Below are 24460 nucleotides of genomic sequence, written 5' to 3' on the forward strand. Positions count from 1 at the left end.
GGTGAGACGCGTTTGGCACAATCCTTGAATCCCTGATTACACCAATACAGAAAATCCCTTACGAGGCAACGGCGCCTGTACCCTTCGGCAGAAGGGGTAGAGGCCGTGCCTACACCACCCTCCCCGCCCCACCCTGCCGGATCATTCAGAGACAACACGGCAGGAACTCACATGGTTGAACCGCGGGCTAAGCAAAAACTAATCGTTATCGGCAACGGAATGGTGGGCCACCATTTCCTTGAGCAGCTGGCTGCGCGCCCCGAGAACGCACTGTTCGAGGTCACCGTCTTCTGCGCCGAGCCACGACCGGCCTACGATCGCGTGCACCTGTCTGAATATTTTGCCGGCCGCAGCGCCGACGACCTGGCGCTGGGCAGGATCGACCAGTACCGCGACTGGGGCTACGACCTGCTACTGAACGATGCCGCAGTCTCCATCGACCGGGAAAAGCGGACCGTAACTTCCGCCAGCGGTGTGGAGAAAACTTATGACCGCCTGATCCTGGCCACCGGCTCCTACCCGTTCGTACCACCGATTCCCGGCCATGAGCACGGGAAATGCTTCGTTTACCGCACGCTTGAGGACCTGGACGCGATTCGCGCGGCCAGTGAAAACGCCACCACCGGCGTCGTTGTCGGCGGTGGCCTGCTGGGGCTCGAAGCTGCCAACGCGCTGAAAGAACTGGGACTGGAAGCCCACGTAGTGGAGTTCGCCCCGGGCCTGATGGGTATCCAGCTGGATGAGGGCGGTTCCGGACTGCTGAAAGACAAGATTGAGGACCTGGGCGTAACTGTCCACACCAGCACCGCTACCGAACTGATCGAGGAAGTAGACAGCGGTCGCCTGCGTATGCAGTTCAAGGATGATCGCGAACTGGTCACCGACCTGATCGTTTTCTCCGCCGGTATCCGCCCCGAAGACAAGCTGGCACAAGCCGCCGGACTGCAACTCGGTGAGCGCGGCGGTATCGTGATCGATGAATCCTGCCGCACATCCGACGGGAATATCTTCGCCATTGGCGAGTGTGCGCTGTACGAAAACTTCATCTATGGCCTGGTGGCTCCCGGTTACACCATGGCCCGCAATGTGGTCTCCCTGCTCTGCGGTGAGGAGGCCAGCTTTACCGGTGCCGACATGAGCACCAAGCTTAAACTGCTGGGCGTCGAGGTAGGATCCATCGGCGATGCCCACGGTCGCGCCGAGGGCGCCGCAGCAATCACTTTTGTCGACGAACAGAGCGGCATCTACAAACGCATAATTACTGACGGCGACGGCAGGAAGCTGCTGGGCGCCGTGCTGGTGGGTGACACCGGCGACTACGACCAGCTGCTGCAGTATCACCTGAACGATATCGACCTGCCGGAGCACCCGGAGCAACTGATCCTGCCCGCCGCGGACGGCGACGCCCCCACACTCGGTGCCGGGGCACTGCCCGCAACCGCCACCATCTGCTCCTGCCACAATGTCAGCAAGGGCCAGATTGTCGATGTGGTGCAAGGGGGTTGCTGTTCACTGGGTGAGGTCAAGGATGTCACCAGGGCATCTACCGGCTGCGGTGGTTGCTCCGCGCTATTGAAAAACGTTGTCGACGAGGAGCTCGCGGCACTGGGCATGGAGGTCAACAACCACCTGTGCGCGCACTTTGAATTTACCCGCCAGGAGCTGTTCCATATTGTCCAGGTGGAAGAAATCCGTACGTTCGAGGACCTGTTGCAGAAGCATGGCAGCGGTCGCGGCTGTGAAATCTGCAAGCCCACCGTGGCCTCCATCCTCGCCTCCCTGTGGAATGACCATATCCACCACAGGCCCCATGTGGGCCTGCAGGACACCAACGACACCTTTATGGCCAACATGCAGAAGAACGGCAGCTACTCGGTGGTACCGCGGGTACCCGGGGGCGAAATCACCCCGGACAAGCTGATCGTGCTGGGCCAGGTGGCCAAGAAATACGACCTCTACACCAAGATCACCGGCGGCCAGCGCGTCGACCTGTTCGGTGCCCGGCTGGAACAGTTACCCGAGATCTGGCGGGAGCTGATTGAGGCCGGCTTCGAAACCGGGCACGCCTACGGCAAGTCACTGCGCACGGTGAAGTCCTGCGTGGGCAGTACCTGGTGCCGCTTCGGGGTACAGGACAGTGTTGCCATGGCCCTGCATATCGAGAATCGCTACAAGGGATTGCGTTCACCGCACAAGATCAAGATGGCGGTATCCGGGTGCACCCGCGAATGTGCCGAGGCGCAGAGCAAGGATGTGGGCGTAATCGCCACCGAGAATGGCTGGAACCTGTTTGTCTGCGGCAATGGCGGCATGCGCCCGCGCCACGCGGACCTGTTCGCCACCGACCTGGATGACGAGACCCTGGTGCGCTATATCGACCGCTTCCTGATGTTCTATGTCCGCACCGCCGACAAGCTGCAGCGCACTTCAGTGTGGCTGGAAAACCTCGAGGGCGGGCTCGACTACCTGCGCGAGGTCATCATTGACGACAAGCTGGGCCTTGGCGAGGAACTGGAGGTGCAGATGGCGAACGTGGTCGGCACTTACCAGTGTGAATGGAAAACGGCCATCAACGATCCGGAGATGCTCAAGCGCTTCCGCCAGTTTGTGAATACCGACGAACCGGATGAAAAAATCGTTTTCGTGGAAGAGCGTGGCCAGCCACGACCCGCCCGTGAAGAAGAGGTCGTAAAGATCGCCGAGCCCGCTTGAGCGCGGCTGTTTTCCAGCAAACTGCACCAAAACGGCGCAATTAAATAAATTTTCGAATTTTGCTGCACAATCATTGCATTCTGGAGTATAAATAATGACAGAAGTTGCCATAACCCCCACTCCATGGCAGCCGGTCTGCCAGCGATCAGACCTGGTTGCCGATTCCGGAGTGTGTGTTCTCGTAGGCGATGTTTCTGCGGCCGGGCCATTAGCGCCCCGCAGGAGCATCGCCTTATTTTTTATTCCCCATGCCGAGCAGCAGCTCTACGCCATCGACAACTGGGACCCGATCGCCGGTGCCGGCGTGATTGCCCGGGGCATTATCGCCGAGATCGATGGTGAACTGACGGTTGCCTCGCCCCTCTACAAGCAGCATTTCCGCCTGCGCGATGGCCAGTGCCTGGAGGATCCGGGCATCCGCCTCGACACCTTTGCTGCCGCATTTGATGGCGATACCGTCGTCATCGCCAGCATGCCGGACTCGCCCTGACCATGGCACCGCGGGAGCTTCTCCGCGCGCACCGGACGTGCACCACCTGTCCCTACTGCGGCGTGGGTTGCGGGGTGGCCGTAACCCGTGAGGCAGGCGACGACGGCGAAAACACCAGTGCCTGCGGCGATGAGCAGCACCCGGCCAACCTGGGGCGATTGTGCGTCAAGGGCTCGGCACTGGCAGAGACACTGGGTGACCGGGACCGGTTGTTGAGGCCGCGCCTGCGCGGCGCAGATTGCGACTGGGAGACCGCCATGGACTTTATGGCGGCGCGCTTTGCCGAAACCATTGCCGAGCACGGCCCGGACTCGGTCGCGTTCTACCTTTCCGGGCAGCTGCTCACCGAGGACTACTATGTTGCCAACAAGCTGATGAAAGGTTTCATCGGCAGCGGCAATGTGGATACCAATTCCCGCCTGTGCATGTCCTCGGCAGTGGCCGCCTACAAGCGCGCCCTGGGTGCAGACGCCGTTCCCTGTAATTACGAGGACCTGGAACAGGCCGACCTGGTGGTGCTGGTGGGCTCCAATGCTGCCTGGACCCACCCGGTGCTGTTCCAGCGCATGCAGGCGGCGCAGACGAGGCTGGTGGTCATTGACCCGCGCGGCACCGCTACCAGTGATATGGCAGATATGCACCTGGCCATTGCCCCGGGCAGCGACGCGGCCCTGTTCAGTGGCCTGCTCAACTACCTGGCGACAACCGGTTGCCTGGACCGCGAGTTTATCAACCAGCACACCAGCGGTTTCGAGGGAGCGCTGGCCGCGGCAGCTGACTGGCCGCTGGAAAAAACCGCCCAGGCGTGCGGCCTGCATACCGGGGAAGTGCGGGCATTTTTCCAGGCGTTCGCTGAGACCGACAGGACCGTCAGTTTTTACTCCCAGGGCGTCAACCAGTCCAGCAGCGGCACCGACAAGAACAACGCAATTATCAATTGCCACCTGGCCACCGGCCGTATCGGCCGGCCCGGCTGCGGCCCCTTTTCGATTACCGGACAGCCCAACGCCATGGGCGGCCGTGAAGTGGGAGGCCTGGCCAATATGCTCGCCGCGCATATGGATTTCCGCGCCGACCATATCGACCGGGTCGGCCGCTTCTGGCAGGCGGAAAATATCGCCCGGCGACCGGGCCTGAAGGCGGTGGACCTTTTTCGCGCGGTAGAGTGCGGCGAGATCAAGGCCATCTGGATCATGGCAACCAATCCCGCAGTAAGCATGCCCGATGCCGGCCGCGTCACCCGGGCACTGCAACAGTGCCCGCTAGTGGTGGTGTCCGACTGCGTCGCTAATACTGATACCGCGCGCTGTGCTGACCTGCTGCTGCCGGCCACCACCTGGGCGGAAAAGGACGGCACCGTCACCAATTCGGAGCGCCGTATATCCCGGCAACGCAGCTTCCTGCCCGCGCCCGGGGAGGCCCGGCACGACTGGCAGATCATCTGCGACCTGGCGGAACGGCTCGGCCACGGCGACGCGTTCCGCTACCAGAAGCCAGTGGAAATATTTCGCGAGCACGCCGCCCTGTCCGGGTTCGAGAACCGGGGTGAGCGGGCCTTCGATATCTCTGCGCTGGCCGGGATTACACCGCGCCAATACGACCAACTGGCACCGCTGCAGTGGCCGGTCAACCGGGACAACCCCGCCGGAACTCCACGTCTGTTCACCGATCGGCGATTCTTTACCGACTCCGGCCGCGCCCGCTTCGTGACTATTGAACCCCGCGCACCTACCCAGCGCCGCAGCGAGTCGTTTCCCCTGTGGCTCAATACCGGTCGCCTGCGCGACCAGTGGCATACGATGACCCGCACTGCGCGCGCCAGAAAATTGCTGGATCATACCGAGCTACCAGAGCTGCGACTGAGCCCGGCGGATGCCAGCACTTACCAGGTCGAGGATGGCCAGCTGGCGGAAATTGCCAGTAGCCACGGCCGGATGCGCGCACGGGTGCTGGTCGATGCATCGCAGCGGGCCGGTGAACTGTTTGCACCGATTCACTGGAGCGAGAGCCTGGCCGGCCTCAGCCGCGTCAGCGCACTGGCGGGGGCGGTGACCGATCCCCATTCCGGACAGCCCGAATTCAAGCAGGTGCCGGTACAGCTTCACCCGCTCAGGGCAAAAGCTTACCTGAGCCTGGCCTGCCCCCCTGCCACTGCCGCCCGTGTCGGTGGCCTGCTGGAGGACATGACGGCCTCTGGCGAGCTGCTGCACTGGTACCGTGTTCCCTGTGAGGGCGGTGATCGCTTCGAGCTGGCCCTGTCGCTGCCGACAGACTGTCGCGCTCTGGCCCGGCAGCTGGTTCCCGAAGACAGCGTGCCACTGCGCTGGCAACGACTGCAGCTGCTGCAGTCGGAGCGCTGGCTGGTGCATACGGATACCCTGCAACTGCTGCTGTTCAGTGCCAGCCACTGGCGCCAGCTGCCGGACCGCAGGGCAATGGAACGATGGCTACTGCAACCGCTGCCCGATCAGCCGGCTCAGCTGTTGCGACGGGCTGCGCCGGCGTCCGCGATGGTCTGCAGCTGCATGCAGGTTTCCCGGGAGCAGATCGAAACTGCAATCAGTGACGGCGCCGCCAGCGTGGAAGCACTCGGCGAGCAGCTGGGCTGTGGCACCAATTGCGGCTCCTGCAAGCCCGAGCTCGCGGCACTGTTGCGAGCGCAGGCCCGGGATGTTGCCTGACCCATCCACCAATTTTCTTTTTCCGGCAATCGCGCTAAGGTCATGGGAAGAGCAGAATAAAGCCGTAACCCTGAGAAGCTGACAGTCCCATGACCATCGATTCCTGCCTGACCACTGGCCTGATTACCGTAGAGCAGGCGCGCGAAGCACTCCTGCAGACCATTACCCCGCTGCGGGAAACCGAAACCCTGCCGCTGGGCGAGTGCTGCGGCCGCGTGCTGGCAGAGCGCGCGCCGGCACAGGTTGACCTGCCCCCCTGCGACAATTCGGCCATGGATGGTTATGCCCTGTGCGGCGAGGCGCAACGCTATGAGCTGGTCGGCAAGAGCCTGGCCGGCCATCCCTTCACTGGCACCCTGCTCGCCGGCCAGTGTGTGCGCATCACGACCGGCGCCGCCCTGCCCCCTGGCGCCGACCGGGTGGTGATGCAGGAGCACGCCCGGGTTCATGGCGACGCTCCCGGAGATTCGGCGCCTGGACAAATACTGGTCCCCGAGACGGTTCCCGCCGCCGGCAGCCATATCCGCCGCCGGGGCGAGGATGTCCGCTGTAGCGATACGCTGGCGGCACCGGGCCGGGCAATCACCGTGCCGGATGTTGCCCTGCTGGCGGCCGCCGGTGTAAGGGAGCTGGTAGTGATGCGCCCGGTGCGCGCGGCGCTGCTGTCCGTGGGCGACGAGCTGCGACCACCGGGAACCCCCGCTGCAGATCTCGGCCCCGGCGAAATCTACGACAGCAACCGTATCGCCCTGGACGCGGCCCTGCGGCAGCTGGGTATCGAGACCATCGATATCGGCTGCCTGCCAGACTGTCCCGACAGTATTCGCGCCGCTTTCGAGCGCGCCCGCGACTGTGCCGATATAGTCATCACCAGCGGCGGGGTGTCGGTGGGTGAAGCCGACTATACCCGGGCGGTACTCGAGCAACTGGGGCAACTGGACCTGTGGCGACTGGCGATCAAGCCGGGCAAACCCTTTGCCTTCGGACGCTTACCGAAAGCCGGGGGCGAGACGCTGTTTTTCGGCCTGCCGGGCAACCCGGTCTCCGCCCTGGTAACCCTCTACCAGCTGGTCCTACCGGCGCTGGAAAAGTTGCGGGGCGTTGCCGACAGCGAGCGGCGGGCACCCTTCCAGGGCCGTGCACGCCTGCTCAACCCGATTCGCAAGTCACCGGGACGGACCGACTACCAGCGCGGTTTCACCTACCGCGACAGTGATGGCCTGCAGGTGGTGGAAAGCACCGGCATACAGGGCAGCCATATCCTGTCGGGACTCTCCCGCGCCAACTGTTTTATCGTGCTCGCGCGGGAAAGCGGCGACCGCGACACCGGTGACTGGGTCACCATCGAGCCCTTCCGGCCGCCCCTGGGATAGCCGATATGTTCCGTATCCTGCAGATCGACCATGTTGTCCTGCGCGTGACCGACCTGGAAGCAATGCGGGATTTTTATGTCGACGTACTGGGTTGTGTCCCGGAGCGGGAAGAGCCGCACATCGGCCTCTACCAGCTGCGCGCGGGCAGCAGCCTGATTGACCTGGTACCGGTGGACAGTGAACTGGGACGTGCGGGCGGAACAGCCCCCGGGCGGTCGGGCCATAACCTGGACCACCTGTGCCTGCGGATCGAGCCATTTCACGCCGCCGCCCTGGTCCGCCACCTGCGTGCCTGGAATATCGAACCGGGCCCGGTTGAATACCGCTACGGCGCCGGTGGCCAGGGACCCTCACTCTATATACGCGACCCCGAGGGCAACACGGTGGAGCTGAAGGGAAACGTAACTGAGAGCTAAGATAAACGCTGCACAGGGGTTGAGACTGCCAGGGTTTGCCGCCTATATTCCCCCGGTGGTAAACCGCCAACTGCACATTCAGAACAGGAGAGCCCGAATGCACAGTGAAACCGTGGAGTACACAGTCGATAGCGAATCTTTCACCGGTTACCTTGCCTGGGACGACAGCTCCAGTGGCAAGCGACCCGGCATCCTCGTTATTCACGAATGGTGGGGCCACAACGATTTTGTCCGCGAGGAGGCCGACAAGCTCGCCGCCGCCGGTTATACCGCCTTTGCCGTGGATATGTTTGGCACCGGCAAGCAGGCCGACAATCCGGACGATGCGGGCGCATTGATGAACGCTGCACTCGAGGCACCAGGCGCCATCGAACAGCGATTCCGCAAGGCGATGGAAATCCTGCAACAACACGACTCCGTCGACTCGCAACATATCGCCGCCCAGGGATACTGTTTCGGTGGCGCAGTGGCGCTGAATATGGCCCGCCTGGGACTGCCGCTGCAGGGCGTGGTCAGCTTTCACGGCGCACTGGAGAGCGATATCCAGGTGGAACCCGGCAGCGTCAAGGCGCAACTGCAGGTCTATACCGGCGGCGCCGACGACATGATCCCGCCGGCACAGGTAGCCGCATTTGTCGAGGAAATGCAGAAAGCCGGGGTGAAATTCGAACTCACCAGCTATCCCGGCGTAAAACACGGCTTTACCAACCCCGCTGCTACCAGCCGGGGGGAAAAGTTCGGCATTCCCCTCGCCTACAGCGATGAGGCGCGACAGGATGCCTGGAGCGGCGCCATGGCGTTTTACCGCAAGCTGTTTGGCTGACAGGGTGAAATTCCAGCGGGCGCGCCGGGTGCAGGTTCCCGTGAGCGCCCGCAAGCGAAAGGAAGCCGACCTGAGGACAGTTGCATCATTCTTGAAGTCGCCCAGCTGGATATCCGGCCCGGCCAATGCGACGCCTTTGAAGCCGCGTTCAAACGCGCGCAGGCGATCATCTCCAGCATGCCGGGCTATCTTTCCCACCAGCTGCAGAAATGCATTGAGAAGGATCATCGCTACCTGCTGCTGGTGCAGTGGGAAACCCTAGAGGACCACACTGAGGGCTTCCGCCAGTCGCCCCGCTACCAGGAGTGGAAAGCGCTCCTGCATCATTTCTATGAGCCATTTCCCGATGTAGAGCATTACCAGTTGATGCGCGAGCAATCCACTGGCTGACAGCCACTGGCCGCGGCCTACCCCCGCATCAGGTAGCGGGCTCCGGCTCCCTCTTTCCCGGCTTCGTCGCCGGGGTTCCACATCGGGCAGGTTTCCAGTGACAGGCAACCACAGCCGATACAACCATCCAGCCGATCCCGTAGGCCCCGCAGCTGCTCAATGCGGCGATCCAGCTCTGCACGCCACTTTGCTGACAGCCGTTGCCAGTCGCGCTTGTTGGGCGTACGAGCGTCCGGCAGCTCATCCAGTGCTGCCCTGATTTCCGCCAGGGAAACTCCCATACTCTGCGCCACCTTGATCACCGCCACCCGTCGCAGGACATCCCGGCTGTAACGGCGCTGGTTACCGGCAGTGCGCCAGCTCCTGATCAATCCCCGGCTCTCGTAGAAATGTAGCGTGGACACCGCCACCCCGCTGCGCCGGGCCACCTCCCCGACACTTAGTTCCCGCGCCGCACGCGACGATTTATCCCCCATGGGCATCCTCCCGCTAATCCCGGATGGCGTTGCTGATCGCTACCGGGAATTTTGGAATCCAGGCATTGACCTCAAGTTTACTTGAGGTTTTACACTGCTCCGCACCAGATGACAAGGACATGGAGAACAACGATATGATGGAAGGTATGGCTACCCATAAAGGCCCGGGCAACCAGGGGCACAAGAATCCAAAGCGGGACCGTAACGGGATACCGGTGGCACCAACACCGTACCGGGAAAACGGGGCTGATTCCGGACAGGCAGGGAAGGCTCCGGTAAACTCCCGCGAACGCGTTCAGCGATTCACGGCGGCGATCGGCAGGGCCGCATTGCGCCTGACGGTGCGCTGGGCAACCAGGGCTCAGGCGGCCAGCCCGCGCGGACCCTGGATCCCGAAGTGAGCGGATCCCCAAACAAGCCACCCACAAGCAAGGAGTTTCTGTGGAACCCATTATTTCGGCCAGGGGTGTTGGCAAGACCTACCAGGGAGGCTTTACCGCCCTGCGGGATGTCGACCTGGATATACGGCGGGGAGAGATCTTCGCCCTGCTCGGCCCCAACGGCGCGGGCAAGACCACGCTGATCAGCATCATCTGCGGCATCGTCAACCCATCGAGCGGCACGGTACTGGCAGACGGGCACGATATCATTCGCGACTACCGCGCCGCCCGCAGCAAAATCGGGCTGGTGCCGCAGGAACTTTCCACCGATGCCTTCGAGAGTGTCTGGGCCACCGTCAATTTCAGTCGCGGCCTGTTTGGCAAGGCACCCGATCCGGAATATATCGAGAAGCTACTGCGCCAGCTTTCCCTGTGGGAGAAAAGGGACAGCCGCATCATGGCCCTTTCCGGCGGCATGAAGCGCCGGGTAATGATCGCCAAGGCACTGTCCCACGAGCCCAAGATCCTGTTTCTCGACGAGCCCACCGCCGGGGTCGATGTGGAGCTGCGCCAGGATATGTGGCAGATGGTGCACGGCCTGCGGGAATCCGGGGTGACAATTATCCTCACCACCCATTACATCGAGGAAGCCGAGGAAATGGCCGACCGTGTGGGTGTGATCAACCGGGGCCGCCTGGTGCTGGTGGACGACAAGCGCACCCTGATGCAGAAAATGGGCGAAAAGGAACTGCGACTGCAACTGGCCCGCCCGATGAATGCACTGCCTGAGGCCCTGGCCGGCCTGCCGGTGGAGCTGGGTGAGGACGGCCAGCAACTTATTTATCACTTCGATATCAGGAGTGAGGATACCGGCATTACCGAATTCCTGCGCCGGCTGAATGACGCCGATATTGATTTCCGCGACCTGCACACCCGGGAAAGTTCACTGGAGGAGATCTTTGTCGGGCTGGTCAAGGGCGCACGAGAGGAGTCAATGGAAGAGGAGTCACAGCCATGAACTGGTACGGAATTCGCGCCATCTACAAATTCGAGATGGCACGCACCTGGCGAACCCTGATGCAGAGTATCGCCTCACCGGTGCTGTCGACCTCCCTCTACTTCATCGTATTCGGTGCTGCTATCGGCTCCCGCATGGGTGACATCGACGGCGTCAGTTACGGTGCCTTTATCATTCCCGGGCTAATTATGTTGTCGCTTCTGAGCGAGAGCATCTCCAATGCCTCGTTCGGGATCTTCTTCCCCAAATTCTCAGGCACCATTTATGAGGTCCTCTCGGCGCCGGTGTCGGCGTTTGAGGTAGTAGCGGGGTACGTTGGGGCCGCAGCCACCAAGTCGATTATCCTCGGCGGGCTGATCCTGCTGACCGCTCGCTTCTTTGTCGACTACGATATCCTGCACCCGTTCTGGATGCTCGCCTTCCTGGTGTTGACCGCCGTCACTTTCAGTATGTTCGGCTTTATCATTGGCATCTGGGCCGATGACTTCCAGAAACTGCAGATTATCCCGCTGATGGTGGTAACCCCGCTGACGTTTCTCGGCGGGGCCTTTTACTCCATCAATATGCTGCCGGAATTCTGGCAGAAGGTGACGCTATTCAATCCGGTGGTCTACCTGATCAGCGGCTTTCGCTGGGCCTTCTATGGCGTGTCCGATGTCAACGTCGTCATCAGCCTGGGAATGACCCTGCTCTTCCTGCTGCTTTGCCTGACCGGTGTCTGGTGGATATTCCGTACCGGCTACCGGATCAAGACCTGAATAGAAAATGGCGGCCTGCGCCGCCACTTTCTCCTTCCAGCAAATCCCCGGACTAACGGGCCAGGGAGTCATAGACTATGCCGGTCCAGACATCCGGCTTCATAAACCCCTGCCCGTACTGGTCGTCGTATTCCCGGGTAGGCTGCGCCGCAATCACCTCCTCACGACTCATTCCCTGGTCCACCAGCGCCTGGATCTGGTTACGCAGTTTTACCAACAGGTCCCGCTGGGCTTTCAACTCAGCCTTGTTGCTGAGGGGCCCGTGCCCGGGAATGATTCTGGTTGAATCATTCGCCAGGGACAATACATTATCCATCGCAGCCACTACACCATCCACGGAACCGCCGGAGGACAGGTCGATAAACGGGTAACTGCCGTTAAAGAAAGTATCCCCCATGTGGATCACATTGGCATTCCTGAAGTGCACGATGGAGTCTCCGTCGGTATGCGCCGGGTCCACATGCTGCACGTGCACATCCTCGCCGTTCCAGTGAAACGTGGTCGCATCGGTAAAGGTGATTACCGGCAGGGCCTCCGCCGGGGACGCCGGCACCTTGCGGTCGAACAGCGTCATAAACTGCTCAGTGCTCATCCGCTTGCGCACATTCTCGTGTGCCACCACCAGTGCGCCTGCCTCTCCAAAGTTCTCATTACCGCCGGTGTGGTCGCCATGCCAGTGGGTGTTGACTACGAAGCGTACCGGCTTGTCACTGATTGCCGCCACCGCGGCACCAATGCGCTCGGTGAGTGGCGCATACTGGTCATCCACCATAAAGACGCCGTCCTCACCGGAGAAAACCGCGATATTGCCACCGGCGCCCTGCAGCATATGGATATGATCGGTGACTTTCTGGGTACTGATTTCAACTTCCGCGAAGCGATCCTGGGCCAGCGCCGTGGATACTGCCGTGGTCGCCAGGGTCCCGAGGATGCCCGCAGTAGCGGTTTTCAACAGACTACGCATTATGAACCTCCTGCTTATTATTGGATTCAATACGGTTGATATTTTTCATGATGTCGGGCCGGTCAGTAACAATACCGTCTACCCCGAGCCTGGTGAGGTGTGCCATCTGACCGGGCTCATTGATGGTCCATACGGATACGTGCAGGCCCAGCGCGTGGGCGGCCCGCAAGAACCGGGGGCCAATCACCGGCAGGCCAAAATATCGCAGCGGCAACTGCATGGTCTGGTAGGCGGGGCGCAAGAGTTTCTCCAATCCCAGCAGCTGGGCGGCATAGAACAGGATGGCATCCCCCATGGCAGCGCCGGTAGTGACCTCGGGGCATATCCGGCGAAATTCATCGATCACACGCTTATGGAAGGTGGAGACAATTACCCTTTGCTGATGGCCCGTTCGCCTGATTACTTCACACATGGCCCGGGCGGCGGCCAGGTCGTTGTTCTTTAATTCGATGATCAGGGGCATATCGGGGATAGCCTCGAACACTTCATCGATGGTACAGATTCTCAGCGGTGCATCGCGATAGGGATAATGCTCGCCGTCACGGGTCCAGCGCATGCCCAGGTCAAGCTGCTGTAGCTCCGCGAGGGTATGGTCGATCACACGGCCACTGCCACTGGTGATACGGTCCAGTTCCATGTCGTGCATCAGGACAAGGTGGCCATCCCTCGTCAGGTTCAGGTCCAGCTCTATGGCATCGACGCCCAGGCGGGACATCTCACGCATGTATAGAAGCGTGTTGCCGGGGAAAAGGCCACTGCCGCGCTCATCGCCGTGGGCAATCGCCATGGGAACCGGGGCATCAGGCAACTTTACCGTCAATGGGGGCGCGGGACGCCCCCGTGCGTAAAGCCAGAGTGCCGCCAATAGGCCGCAGAAAAGGACAAACCACAACATAGGGGCAGAAGGCCTCCTCACTTCATAACAGGAAAGGCCCTGGCAGCCATGGCCTCAGGGCAGGATTGCCTCGAGTTGGCCCAGGTCGTTCAGGACCCGCCAGGTGCCGCCAGTCTCCTCGACACGCTCCTGCCAGCGTGAAATACGTTCCAGGTATTCGTTCGGATCAACATTGTCACTGCGGAGCTTGGTGACGTTGAGCGCCACCAGATCGAATCCCTGCAGGTCCAGAGGCACATCGCGGTTATAGCCCGCCTTGATCTCTTCCTTCAGGTCGGAGAAGAGGAAGATTGTCTTGTGCCCCGGGTCCTTCTCATTGAGGAACTCGATCGCCTGCAGCAAGCCACCGGTAATATCGGTGTACTCCGCCGGCCGCGCGTCGTCCACGAACGTTGCCACCGACTGCTGGAATGCCTGCTTCTGGCGGTTGGTGACGCTGGGGCGGTCATCAAAAGTCACCTTGGCGTGGATATTTTTCTCGCTGAAGCTGGCCGTATTAATACTGGCCACGGCGAAGGTATCACCGGGCTGTAGCCTGGCCAGGGTGTAGTTGATCACCTGCTGGGCCTTGTCCAGCTCGCGGGTGTAGGTGCCCGAGGTATCCACCAGCATATAGATGCCGCGGTTATGCGCCCGGGACTCCCCACAGGCTGCCAGCAGTATTGTGGCCAGTGCCGTGACCAGCCCGACAATCATTGTCCATTGCCTGCTCATCCCGCCTCCTCCAGTGCCTTGCCCTGCTGGCCGGATTCGCGCCAACGCTCGAAACGGGCTTCCAGCCACAGGGGGAAGAAAATGACAATATCGTACAGACGGATCAGCATTGCGCTGCAGCGCAGCGATGCCGTCCCCAGCAGGCGCATAATCACCGACAGCGTGCGCAGCAGGAATGCAGCAAGCACGCCAATAACGGTCCGCGCCGAGGCAATAAAGTTCTCCAGTGGTATGGCGACAAACGTCAGGGCAAATGGCAGGATAAAGCCGAGTCCCATCTGGGCGGCGGTAGTAATCCAGTAGACCCCCTCGGTGGCTGCCGCCACTTCCTCCCCGCGCAATTGTGCGCTCACGGCCAGGTCTTCCTGCATCAGCACCTCGCGCATAAAGGCCAGGCCCGCCTCCACACAGGCCAGGAAAAACAGCAGAGCAAAAGCTACCCACATCATGCGCGTACGGAGCTTGTCATTAAGCGAACCGATGACCGGGAACAGGCGTGTGATCCGCAGGCACTCCATCAGGAAGAGTCCCATGGTGATTTCCAGCAGGATAATCACCAGGGCGGATATATCCGCCATCTTGAAATTACCGATATAGCTGGTGCCGCCCACCATCTCGGTCATGGGCCGCGCAATCAGGTGAAAATTGATCAGCGCGCCACCCACGGCGATTACCAGTACAAAAGCAGAAATAAAGAACTGGCTCATAGAGGAAGAGGAGAGTCCTCGCAGCGCCCGGTCGGTGCCCTGCTGGATCTCCTCGTAACGACGCATATGGCCGTCCAGGGCAGTCGCCCGGCGAATTACCGATTCCACATGCTTGTTCACCCGTCCCAGGCTTTTCAGGATCGAGCGCCAATGGGGCATCATGCGCTTGAGCAGCTGGTGGCGTTCACGGGCAGACTCGCGGTAGGCCTCCAGCGCCTTGGCCTCAGACTTGCGCATGGACTGGTGAATGATCTCGAGCACATCCCCGACTACCGGATCCTGCTTGGCCGGGATCTCGGAGACGGCCTTGATCGCCTTGGCCCAGTTAGTGGGCTCCGGCGGCACCTCGGCACTGCGCACATAATCCTCATCGATGGCAGTCAGCTGCTCACACAGCCGCCGGTGCAGGGCGGGGTATTGCGCCAGCTCCCGCTTCATGGTCGCTTCAATCCGGTCGAACTCCCGCTCCACATAGCGCTCGGCGGCTTCCTGGCCGGATGCCAGCAACACCTCGCGGTTACGCTGTTGCAGGCGCCGCTCCGCACCAGCCACCGCACTGGCCCCCATACGCAGGGACTGCTGGAAAAAGCGCCCGAGGGCACTGATGGCCTGATGCACCGGGCGACGCGCCACAAACAGGGCCACGAGTGCCAGGATGAACCACAACCAGAGCGGCAGACTGTCTATCATTTCCGTCACTTGCTCTCTCCTGTGTTTTTCTGGCGAAAAATTGATCACCCGCCGGTTACGACGGGCCCGGAGTCGCCAGAAAGCTCGAGAAACTACTCCGGATGTCAAAATACGACACTTTAGGTTTATGAACCAGTGCCGCGCGCCCGCGGGCTCCCGCAGCCCAGGGGTCGGACACCACGATCAAGGACGATGCCGCTCTCCCGTGTGTTACCTGACATTGCGACATTACCGCCCTGCTTGCCTGCCCGTATTGCCTCCCCCTGCCGACAACGTTTTCAGCTACACAGGCGCGCTTTGTCCTCACCATTGGAAAGGGGAGTGGCCGGGTTTGCTATGGATACACCTGCAGCGGCACAGTTCATTGCCGGCCAACAGTGCAATTACCTCCCCCGCCAGCGGGGACAAAATCCGTGCCCAAAGGCATACGGAAAAACCGAATCGACAGGCCTGTCAGGGACCTGAAGGGTACCTATTACGTTTGAGGCTAACAGGCCCTTTTTTAAAACCAAACCATTATCCCCCTGTAACCCCCTGTGACTCGCAAACCGGCAGGCACGGTCTACACTCCATACTAACTTCTCACCCGCTAAGTTTTTCGGCCTATCGAAAAATATTCGGTCGGAATTATGAGCGAGAAGCTCAAGCGAGCGGCAGAGGAGCGCAGACGTTCAATTTTCTGTCTGCTGTTGAAGACTGCGAAAGATTGAAATGGAATTTGAGGCGAAGTGATGGAAAATCCTATGCCGGCTCTTTTTTACAGCAACTCCGGCCTGCATGGAGAACTGCTGTTTTCCCTGGTTTCGGGGTCCCTCCCTTACAAATGGGAGAGGGCGGAGTTCGGCAAGCAACGTCACTGCCTGCCACATTACTTTGCCATCATTTTCGACTGTTCGCAGATCGCCGGCAATCAATACCAGGGCGCAACCCTTCGCTTTTTACTGTCGCTGAACCACCCGAAAATACTGCTCATCAATTATCCGCCTGACCTGGCCGACAACCTGACCGCACAGATTCGCAATCGCGGCATGCGATTCATTTGCGATTCCCACGGCAGCCAGGAAGTTCTGGTTGAGCGCCTTGCCAACGCCCTGCGCGAAGACGGCCGCGAAGAGCCGGCCGCGACCCATACCCCGCTGCTGACCCGACGGGAACAGGAAATACTGGCGCAGCTAACCTCCGGGGAATCGAATAGCGTCATTGCCACGCGGCTGCACCTGAGCGAACACACCGTCAAAAACCACATTTACAACATTTTCCGCAAGATCGGTGTCAAGAACCGTCTCCAGGCCAGCAACTGGGCAAAGCTGCACCTGGAAGGGGAGCGAATATGAGGCCACTGCCGGTGATGCTTGCCGTGCTCCTGAGCCTGCCTGTACTGGCACAGGACGACGAGCTGGAGGAGACCGTCAAGGCCGGCACCCTGGAAGAGTCGACCGGTCGTCTCGAGGATGAGATCAGTGGGTTCAATATCGACCAGACGATTACCCGGACCGGGCACGATTTCGCCCGCTATATGAGTGAGTACCGGAATTACCACTACCCGGACGCCCAATACAACCTCACCATCCGCGAAAGACCCTCGGCTCGGTGGGGCAACCTGATCTGGGTAACGTACAACTATAAAGTTGTATACCGGCGTTTTCTCCAGCCAAGAAACGCCGACGTGCAAAAACAGGCTGAACAGGCCGCCATACAGATTCATGAAATGGTGCAGAAAGAAAAGCTGCGCCAGGCACTGGAAGACCACTTTGACCTGGGAAAGGACGAATTTTAATGAAAGCAAAGTACATCGCTTGTTATTTCCTGGCTCCCGCCCTGACAGCCAGCTTTAACCCGGCCATTGCCACCGAATTGATTTACGAGCCAACCAATCCAAATTTCGGCGGCAACCCCCTGAATGGCAGTTACCTGCTGTCCAATGCACAGGCCCAGGATGACAACGAGGACCCGGATCGGCCTGAAGACCTGTTTGAGCAACCCAGTCCGCTGGACCGGTTCACAGATTCACTGGAGACCCGACTGCTCAACCAGTTACTGACGGATGTTGGTAATGGCAATAGCGGTGAACTGATCACCGACGATTTTATTGTGCAGATAGTGGATACGGATGGCGTCCTTACCATCCTGGTCACCGACCGGGACACAGGAGATGTGAGTGAAATCATAGTGAGTGGCCTGAACCCGACAAACTAAACGCTACCTAGCCTGGCCGAAGATAAATTCAATAATTCGCGATTCTCTATAGGAGAGATGTGCCATGCGAAAAATAATCAGCAAGTGTGGAGTGCCCCTGTTGGCGCTGGTTACAACATTGAGTGGCTGCACCCTGGTGAAGAGCACCAGCGATTCCCTGTTTGGCCCCGGACAGAATGACGCTGGCCTGACACCGAGGCACGCCACGTTCCGCGACCTTCTCAACCTGCCCGCACCCAAGGGCAAGATCCTGGTGGCGGTCTACAATTTCCGCGACCAGACGGGCCAGTATAAGCCAGCCCCTTCCAGCAGCTTTTCTACTGCGATTACCCAGGGTGGCGCGTCGATGCTGATGGATGTCCTCAACCAGTCGGGCTGGTTTATCCCGCTGGAGCGAGAAGGGCTACAGAACCTGTTGACGGAGAGGAAAATCATCCGCGCCGCGCAGAACAAGCCCAATATGCCCGCGAACAACAGTCATCCGCTGCCCAGTCTTGTCGCCGCAAACGTTCTGCTTGAAGGCGGCGTGGTCGCTTACGATACGAATATCCGTACCGGTGGTGCCGGTGCCCGCTACTTCGGGATTGGGCTGGATGACCAGTACCGGGTCGACCAGGTCACCGTCAACCTGCGGGCTATCGATATCCGCTCCGGTCGCGTATTGCACTCGGTACTGACCTCAAAAACGGTCTATTCGAAGGCAATCAGCGCGGATGTCTACCGGTTTGTGAGTTTCCGCCGCCTTCTGGAAATGGAAGCGGGAATGACACGCAACGAACCTGCACAGCTGGCCACCCTGTCTGCGATGGAGTCGGCCGTAATTCACCTGATCAGTGAAGGTATCGTTGCCAATTCCTGGGCACTGCAGAACCCGGACGAAATCAACAATGAGGTCCTGCAGTACTACCTGAATGAACCGGTCAGGTTCATGTGATGCCCCGACGGCATCCGGATTAACCAAGACAGAGATAAGTGAATGAAACTGTTCTGCCTGCATGGCAGCCGGCAGCGGCCCGCCCGGCTTTTTTCCCTGGCCATCGCCTGCCTGCTTTGTGCCGCGGCAATGACACAGGCGCAGGAACTGCAAGTCGCCGCTGAACTACCGACGCAAAGTGAGCTGGATGCAGCAACCGCTGTTTCCATCGCCAACCTGGCAGTAATTGTCCAGGACGGCAGTCTTAACACGCTGGACGGCCGCCAGGTTGGCGTGCTGAACTTTCTCTCGGCACTACAGCAGGGCAATCAGAACTTTCTCTCCGTAAACCAGTCCGGCATCGACAATGCGGCAATTGTCCGGCAATTGGGTGAGATCAACCTGGCGTACCTGCTACAGGTTGGCTATGAAAACCTGATTCAACTGGACCAGCTGGGCTTCGGGCACCGGGCGGGTGTCTCCCAGTATGGTATCCAGAACTCAGCCAACATCGAGCAGCTTGGTGCGGCACATAAAGTGGACATCTACCAGAGCGGTAATGGCCTGAGCACTTCCGTGTCACAGCAGGGCACCTCAATCACCACTGTCGTGAACCAATACAACTGAGCGGGCAAACACAAGCGGGGTCACGGAATGACAAGTTTCCACGGCGTAGTCCTGTTCTCGATGACGGTGATGACTGCATCGCTGGCAGCGGCGCAAAGCAACTCTATCGATCAGGAACAGGAGGGTTCCGGCAATTTCGCTTCTGCTGAACAGAGGCGCTCCAGTGCCCGGGGTAGTGCCATCGACCAGGACCAGGACGGCACCTACAACAGTGCCTATGCTGTACAGCAGAGTGAGCAGGGTGGCGAAATCCTGCAACTCCAGGAAGGTGGCCTCAATGAAGTCTATTCCCTGCAACAGTACGGGGACGACAATACCAGCATCCAGATACAACTGGGTGGACGTAATAGCGCATTGAACGTGCAACTCGCCAGTTATGGCAGCGAGACAATCACACGCCAGCGCGGCTTATCCAACAGTAGTGAAATCCGCCAGACACTGACAGTCCGCAACAAGGCACAGGTCGACCAGTCCGGTATCCTGCAGGATGCGAGTATCCGGCAATACGACAGCTATATCAGCACGGCATTTATCTCCCAGGCTGGCACCGATAACAATGCCGATATCGAGCAGTCCGGGATAGGCAACAGCGCGGTGGAAAGCCAGGCAGGTGAACTGAACCTCGCGGACACAGGGCAGGCGGGTTTTTTCAATAATGTCGATGTGACACAGGACGGTATCGCCAATCGTGCCCTGGCGGAACAGGACGAATGGTACAATAGTGCCGACATCACGCAGGGCGGCAACTTCAACGCTGTAACCCTGCAGCAGACCGGCGCCTATGGCCAGGGTGGAAGTCACCTGGCGATCATTTCCCAGGCTGGCAACCTGAATAGCGTGGGATTACTCCAGCAAGGGTTCTCTGCGACCGCCATCATCTCGCAGACCGGCGGCGGTAACACTGTGTCCCTGTCACAATAAACATCTTTACCCCCCGGACTAGCGCCCCCTCCTCCCATCCCCGGGAATGTCCCCCCGTTCGTCTCACTCACCTGATTGCGCCATATTCAACGTAAGCGGCTATTCATTCAACAGACTGATCAAAAAACGAACTTTTTTCCTAGTGTTTCGACACTTCCCTCCCATAGCGACATTCCGGCCAGCCAGCAAAACTGACAGTCGAGCGATCAAGTTTTGACCATAAAGATCGAAATTTGCTCGCCGAGCAGTGCCAGCTGATCCCAGGGATCTGCGGGCATGACTGGCAGGCGATCCATGCGCCTCCAGGGAAGGAATAGAGCCACATGGCTCAGGAGGATTTCCCTCCGATCAAAAAGGAATGCGCCGCTAGGCCAAGGGGCGTATTCCAGCCAGTAATAGCTGTACTGGTTTCTTAGCGTCAGAAGTAAAGGAGCAACTCATGAAGACGTTAACCCCGATCGCCGCCGCTGTACTGTTTGCTGTGAGCGGAACCGCACTTGCCGCAGGCAATACCGCCACACAGACCCAAATCGGCCTCGGCAATACTGCCGGCGCCTTCCAGATTGGCCCGGGAGTCGATGACAACACCATCGACCAGCTGCAGATCGGCATTGTCAACGATGCCGATGCTGTGCAGTTCGCTGGTGAGAACGACAGCAGCATTTCCCAGACCCAGGTTGGTATCGCTAACGATGCCTATTCACTGCAAGCATTCGGTGCGTTTAACAACGCTTCCGTACTGCAGGTTGGTATTGCCAACGATGGTGACACCTTCCAGCTGGGACAGCTGGGCAGTAACGCGCTTATTGTGCAGGTCGGTGCGGGCAACGAGGCAGACGTTCTGCAGGTCCTCGGTGCATTCAACACTGGCGTAGTACTCCAATCAGGCGCGGGTAACGAAGGTGAGGTGAACCAGTTCTTCAGCGTCGGCTCACTGGGTATCGTAAACCAGAGCGGACTGGCTAACGATGCCGATACCGACCAGGTAGGCCTGTTCAACTTCTCCGATACCACCCAGGTTGGCGTTGCTAACAATGCATGGGTCGATCAGGTAGGTATCCTCAACGTATCAGACGTTAACCAGTTCGGTCTGGCAAACACGGCTGACGTAGAGCAATTCGGTATCCTCAACAGCCAGACCACCAACCAGCTCGGTATCGTCAACTTTGCTGCGACCACCCAGGTGGGTCTGGGCCATATGTCCACAACCAACCAACTGGGTATCGCGAACGCGCACCTGACCTTCCAGTTTGGCTTCGCTGAAACAGCGATGGCCACCCAGGTTGGTCTGGGCAATTTCGGCGTGATCGTGCAGTAAAGCGATCCCCGGAAATAGCCAGCGTGACGCGGCTCCGCGCCCGTCACGCACCCACTGTCAGCGGCTTTTCACGGCCGCTGACTTTTACATGACTCAGGAGCAGAAAACCCTTACGGCCCACAAGGCCACTCAACCCACACCGTGAAGTAATCCTTTGAGGTGCGACGTAAAGGAGATGCGTGTGAAACCCTTCACTCCCATTGCGGCAGCTGTTCTACTGGCGACAAGCGGGTACGTCCTCGCAGCCAACAACACTGCCGACCTGTCACAGGATGGTGTCGCCAACAGTGCAGTGGCTGTCCAGGACAACCCAGCCACGATTGATAACACCATCATTCAGCGACAATCCGGTTTCTTCAATAGCGCCGAGGCAGTACAGGCTGGCGAAACCGGCAGCATGATCTACCAGGTCCAGGATGGCGCGCTCAATGACGCCTATTCGCTACAGCAAGGCGGCACAGGTAACACAGCGCACGTCAGCCAGTCCGGGATACTCAACCGTGCTTCGACATTCCAGATAGCCACAAGCAACAGCGAAGCTCGTATCGGCCAAACCGGCTTTGGCAACGATGCGTCAATCACGCAGGTAGATGGCAGTGGTAACGTGGCGGTCATCGAGCAGGTAGGTTCAGTGCATGGCGCGGCAATTGGCCAGTACGCGGCCTATGACTCCGAAGCCTATATTTTCCAGTCCGGTCAGGGTAACGAGGCATCAATTCTCCAGGCCGGTTCTGGACAATACGCCAGCATCGGCCAGGACGGCCTGCTGAATACGGCCAATATTACCCAGCTCGACCTGTACAACGAGGCAGAAATCTACCAGCAGGGGCTGGGTAACGAAGCCAACATCCTGCAGGCCTCCCAGTACAACCAGGCTGTCATCAACCAGAGCGGCCTGTTAAACCGTGCAGATATTTTCCAGTTTGGACCTGGTGGCAACCACCGGGCACTGGTGAACCAGTCCGGCGTACAGAACGAAGCACTGGTCATCCAGAACGGCTATTCGGAAACTGCCATCATCAACCAGGTTGGCGTAGGAAACTCGGCCAGCATCTTCCAGTAAGCATGGTCGCTTTCCAGGGAGAGGCCCACACCTGATAACCAGGGCCACCAAGCGCCGCCGCCCTGCCTGCGAAGTTCACTGGCAGGGCGGCGATTCCTGGTTCCGGGTGTCTCTCACGGGCGCTGTGGCTGTGACAGGTCCGCTTATCTGTTTGTCTCTACGCCGCCCGCGTCTGTTAACACTTTCTTCTCAACCAACTCCGTACTTCCTTCCCATGGCACCTCCACCAAGAACTGGCAACACTGTCATTTAGAAAGCACATTCATTGTCGAAACAGGCAGTACGACCCAATGAATCGAAGCAGTATCTGTACCCTGCAAGCGGATTGCCCCTTCCCCGGCCTGTCGTGCCGACAGGTTCCCCACCTGATTCCCAGTCTCAGCCCGGCTCCCCAGTGGACACGGATGGCCTGTGGCTGGAGCCCTCTATGGTGCTGAGTAAGGCACCATAAGAGATCGGTGCAAACTGGCACCGGTTTTACCAACGTCGGAAACTCAATGCAGTAATGGAGACACTCATGAAGACGTTAACCCCGATCGCCGCCGCCCTGCTGTTTGCTATCAGCGGCTCAGTCTTTGCCGCCGGCAATACCACCACACAGAACCAGTCTGGGGTCGGCAACAATGCTGCTGCCAACCAGACCGGCTTCCTGACCGTGAATAATACGATCACGCAGGATCAATCCGGCTTTTTCAATAATGCCTCGGCGACCCAGTCGGTGCAGTTCAACAGCTCCATCACCCAGGTGCAGGATGGTGCCCTGAACAATGCCGCGGCATTCCAGACTTTCGGTGCAGGCAACTCCGCCAACAGCATGCAGAGCGGGCTGCTCAATAACTCACTGACAGTGCAATCATTGCAGCTGGGCAGCAACTCAATGCATATGCAGGATGGCGCACTGAACAGTGCGGTCACAGTGCAGACCCTGGGTTTTGGTAACAACGCCAACATTAACCAGTCTGGACTGCTGAACTCGGCTTCAGTGACTCAGGTGTTCAGTTTCTTCAACACCGCCACCATCAACCAGACCGGCATCCTGAACAATGCCGATGCGCTCCAGAGCGGCCTTGGCCATACCTCAAGCATGACCCAGAACGGTATCCTCAATGATGCCGACACCCGCCAGTTCGGCTTCGGTAATGATGCGACCATTGCACAGAGCGGCATCGGAAACGAGGCAGATATCTCCCAGGCAGGTGTGAACAACGCTGCATTTGAAAGACAGGTTGGTATTGGCAACGACGTGTACGTCGGACAGATCGGCTTCGGTCACCTGGCCGTAACCTCCCAGACCGGTCTTGGCAACAACGCCCTGGTCGGACAGTTCGGCCTGGCCGAAACAGCCCTTGTCACCCAGATCGGCGCATTCAACAACTCCGTTGTGTTCCAGTAAAAGGGCAAAAAAAAGGGCGGCCTGCTGGCCGCCCTTTTTTTATTATCGTCCCGCTGCGGGATCAGATATGCTGCACAGTATCGATCTCGTACTCCACCGATCCTGACGGAGTCTGCACCTCGACAACATCCCCCACTTCCTTGCCGATCAACGCGCGGGCAATCGGCGAGTTCACCGAAATCTTCTTCTCTTTCACGTCAGCCTCATCATCGCCAACAATCCGGTAAGTCACTTCCTCGTCGGTTTCCATGTGGATGATGGTCACTGTGGTACCGAAGATCACCTTGTCGCTGGGCTCGATGGCTTTGACATCGATGACCTGCGCGTGTGACAGCTTGGCCTCGATTTCCTGGATACGTCCCTCGATAAAGCCCTGCTTCTCGCGGGCCGCGTGGTACTCGGCGTTTTCCTTCAGGTCGCCATGTTCACGGGCCTCGGCAATCGCCTGGACCACGGCGGGGCGCTCTACCTTCTTCAGGTTTTCCAGTTCGGCGCGCAGGGCCTCGGCGCCCTCGACAGTCATTGGTACCCGGTTCAAGTTG

24 protein-coding genes are annotated in these 24460 nt (G+C 59.5%); 18 read left to right on the top strand and 6 right to left on the bottom strand.

What is annotated here, in order from left to right; genetic code table 11:
• The first annotated feature begins 171 nt into the window (after positions 1-171).
• The 7 genes from nirB to ACH6CX_RS08355 all read left to right on the top strand — a co-directional run bounded on the left by nirB (position 172) and on the right by ACH6CX_RS08355 (position 8885).
• Positions 172-2712, top strand: coding sequence for a nitrite reductase large subunit NirB (nirB, locus tag ACH6CX_RS08325; RefSeq protein ID WP_233006193.1), 2541 nt, complete (start codon positions 172-174; stop codon positions 2710-2712).
• Between the two features lie 94 nt (positions 2713-2806).
• On the top strand, positions 2807-3202 hold the full coding sequence (gene nirD, locus ACH6CX_RS08330; RefSeq protein ID WP_396675295.1) for a nitrite reductase small subunit NirD: 396 nt from the start codon (positions 2807-2809) through the stop codon (positions 3200-3202).
• Between the two features lie 2 nt (positions 3203-3204).
• Positions 3205-5883, top strand: a complete 2679-nt coding sequence (locus ACH6CX_RS08335; protein WP_396675296.1) for a molybdopterin-dependent oxidoreductase — start codon at positions 3205-3207, stop codon at positions 5881-5883.
• Between the two features lie 89 nt (positions 5884-5972).
• Positions 5973-7256, top strand: coding sequence for a gephyrin-like molybdotransferase Glp (gene glp, locus ACH6CX_RS08340; RefSeq protein ID WP_233006196.1), 1284 nt, complete (start codon positions 5973-5975; stop codon positions 7254-7256).
• Positions 7257-7261: 5 nt separating this feature from the next.
• Positions 7262-7672 (top strand): VOC family protein, encoded by a 411-nt coding sequence (locus tag ACH6CX_RS08345; RefSeq protein ID WP_233006197.1) that lies wholly within the window; start codon positions 7262-7264, stop codon positions 7670-7672.
• Between the two features lie 97 nt (positions 7673-7769).
• Positions 7770-8495 carry a dienelactone hydrolase family protein gene (locus tag ACH6CX_RS08350; RefSeq protein WP_237062547.1) on the top strand — a complete coding sequence of 242 codons (726 nt, stop codon included), beginning with the start codon at positions 7770-7772 and terminating at the stop codon, positions 8493-8495.
• 87 nt (positions 8496-8582) lie between these two features.
• Positions 8583-8885, top strand: a complete 303-nt coding sequence (locus tag ACH6CX_RS08355) for an antibiotic biosynthesis monooxygenase family protein (RefSeq protein ID WP_396675350.1) — start codon at positions 8583-8585, stop codon at positions 8883-8885.
• Positions 8886-8902: 17 nt separating this feature from the next.
• Here ACH6CX_RS08355 and soxR read toward each other — a convergent pair whose 3' ends face one another.
• Positions 8903-9361 (bottom strand): redox-sensitive transcriptional activator SoxR, encoded by a 459-nt coding sequence (soxR, locus tag ACH6CX_RS08360; RefSeq protein ID WP_233006199.1) that lies wholly within the window; start codon positions 9359-9361, stop codon positions 8903-8905.
• Positions 9362-9802: 441 nt separating this feature from the next.
• Between soxR and ACH6CX_RS08365 the strand changes: the two genes are divergently transcribed.
• Together ACH6CX_RS08365 and ACH6CX_RS08370 are read left to right on the top strand one after the other, a co-directional pair.
• Entirely contained in the window at positions 9803-10759 is a 957-nt protein-coding gene (locus tag ACH6CX_RS08365) for an ABC transporter ATP-binding protein (protein ID WP_233006201.1), read from the top strand.
• Positions 10756-11517, top strand: a complete 762-nt coding sequence (locus tag ACH6CX_RS08370; RefSeq protein ID WP_233006202.1) for an ABC transporter permease — start codon at positions 10756-10758, stop codon at positions 11515-11517. Before ACH6CX_RS08365 ends, ACH6CX_RS08370 begins: the two co-directional genes overlap by 4 nt.
• A gap of 52 nt (positions 11518-11569) precedes the next feature.
• On the opposite strand, the gene ACH6CX_RS08375 is transcribed toward ACH6CX_RS08370, so the two are convergent.
• The 4 genes from ACH6CX_RS08375 to ACH6CX_RS08390 all read right to left on the bottom strand — a co-directional run bounded on the left by ACH6CX_RS08375 (position 11570) and on the right by ACH6CX_RS08390 (position 15487).
• Positions 11570-12481 carry an MBL fold metallo-hydrolase gene (locus ACH6CX_RS08375; RefSeq protein ID WP_334078671.1) on the bottom strand — a complete coding sequence of 304 codons (912 nt, stop codon included), beginning with the start codon at positions 12479-12481 and terminating at the stop codon, positions 11570-11572.
• A complete protein-coding gene (locus ACH6CX_RS08380) occupies positions 12474-13301 on the bottom strand; it encodes a glycerophosphodiester phosphodiesterase (protein ID WP_334078670.1) in 828 nt (275 codons plus the stop codon). Before ACH6CX_RS08380 ends, ACH6CX_RS08375 begins: the two co-directional genes overlap by 8 nt.
• Positions 13302-13430: 129 nt before the next feature.
• Positions 13431-14090: a VWA domain-containing protein gene (locus ACH6CX_RS08385; RefSeq protein ID WP_233006205.1), complete on the bottom strand. Its 660-nt coding sequence runs from the start codon at positions 14088-14090 to the stop codon at positions 13431-13433.
• Positions 14087-15487, bottom strand: a complete 1401-nt coding sequence (locus tag ACH6CX_RS08390; RefSeq protein WP_233006688.1) for a hypothetical protein — start codon at positions 15485-15487, stop codon at positions 14087-14089. Before ACH6CX_RS08390 ends, ACH6CX_RS08385 begins: the two co-directional genes overlap by 4 nt.
• Before the next feature lie 743 nt (positions 15488-16230).
• Here ACH6CX_RS08390 and ACH6CX_RS08395 point away from each other — a divergent pair.
• From ACH6CX_RS08395 to ACH6CX_RS08435, 9 genes are all read left to right on the top strand, one after another.
• Entirely contained in the window at positions 16231-16821 is a 591-nt protein-coding gene (locus ACH6CX_RS08395) for a response regulator transcription factor (RefSeq protein WP_255701162.1), read from the top strand.
• On the top strand, positions 16818-17264 hold the full coding sequence (locus ACH6CX_RS08400; protein ID WP_233006206.1) for a curli production assembly/transport protein CsgE: 447 nt from the start codon (positions 16818-16820) through the stop codon (positions 17262-17264). Before ACH6CX_RS08395 ends, ACH6CX_RS08400 begins: the two co-directional genes overlap by 4 nt.
• A complete protein-coding gene (locus tag ACH6CX_RS08405) occupies positions 17264-17683 on the top strand; it encodes a curli assembly protein CsgF (RefSeq protein ID WP_233006207.1) in 420 nt (139 codons plus the stop codon). Before ACH6CX_RS08400 ends, ACH6CX_RS08405 begins: the two co-directional genes overlap by 1 nt.
• A 64-nt stretch (positions 17684-17747) precedes the next feature.
• Complete coding sequence (locus tag ACH6CX_RS08410; protein WP_233006208.1) at positions 17748-18617, top strand: CsgG/HfaB family protein; 870 nt, start codon at positions 17748-17750, stop codon at positions 18615-18617.
• Between the two features lie 42 nt (positions 18618-18659).
• Entirely contained in the window at positions 18660-19223 is a 564-nt protein-coding gene (locus tag ACH6CX_RS08415) for a hypothetical protein (protein ID WP_233006209.1), read from the top strand.
• Between the two features lie 27 nt (positions 19224-19250).
• Positions 19251-20144 (top strand): hypothetical protein, encoded by an 894-nt coding sequence (locus ACH6CX_RS08420; RefSeq protein ID WP_233006210.1) that lies wholly within the window; start codon positions 19251-19253, stop codon positions 20142-20144.
• A 439-nt stretch (positions 20145-20583) separates the two neighbouring features.
• Positions 20584-21462, top strand: coding sequence for a hypothetical protein (locus ACH6CX_RS08425; protein ID WP_233006211.1), 879 nt, complete (start codon positions 20584-20586; stop codon positions 21460-21462).
• A gap of 181 nt (positions 21463-21643) precedes the next feature.
• The gene (locus ACH6CX_RS08430; RefSeq protein ID WP_233006212.1) at positions 21644-22525 is read left to right on the top strand and encodes a hypothetical protein; all 882 of its coding nucleotides are present in this window, start codon (positions 21644-21646) and stop codon (positions 22523-22525) included.
• 517 nt (positions 22526-23042) lie between these two features.
• Positions 23043-23918 carry a hypothetical protein gene (locus ACH6CX_RS08435; protein ID WP_233006213.1) on the top strand — a complete coding sequence of 292 codons (876 nt, stop codon included), beginning with the start codon at positions 23043-23045 and terminating at the stop codon, positions 23916-23918.
• 61 nt (positions 23919-23979) lie between these two features.
• Here ACH6CX_RS08435 and greA read toward each other — a convergent pair whose 3' ends face one another.
• Positions 23980-24456 (bottom strand): transcription elongation factor GreA, encoded by a 477-nt coding sequence (gene greA, locus ACH6CX_RS08440; RefSeq protein ID WP_233006214.1) that lies wholly within the window; start codon positions 24454-24456, stop codon positions 23980-23982.
• Positions 24457-24460: the final 4 nt, after the last annotated feature.

This window comes from Microbulbifer sp. JSM ZJ756 (assembly GCF_044383805.1).
Classification (GTDB): Bacteria; Pseudomonadota; Gammaproteobacteria; order Pseudomonadales; family Cellvibrionaceae; genus Microbulbifer; species Microbulbifer zhoushanensis.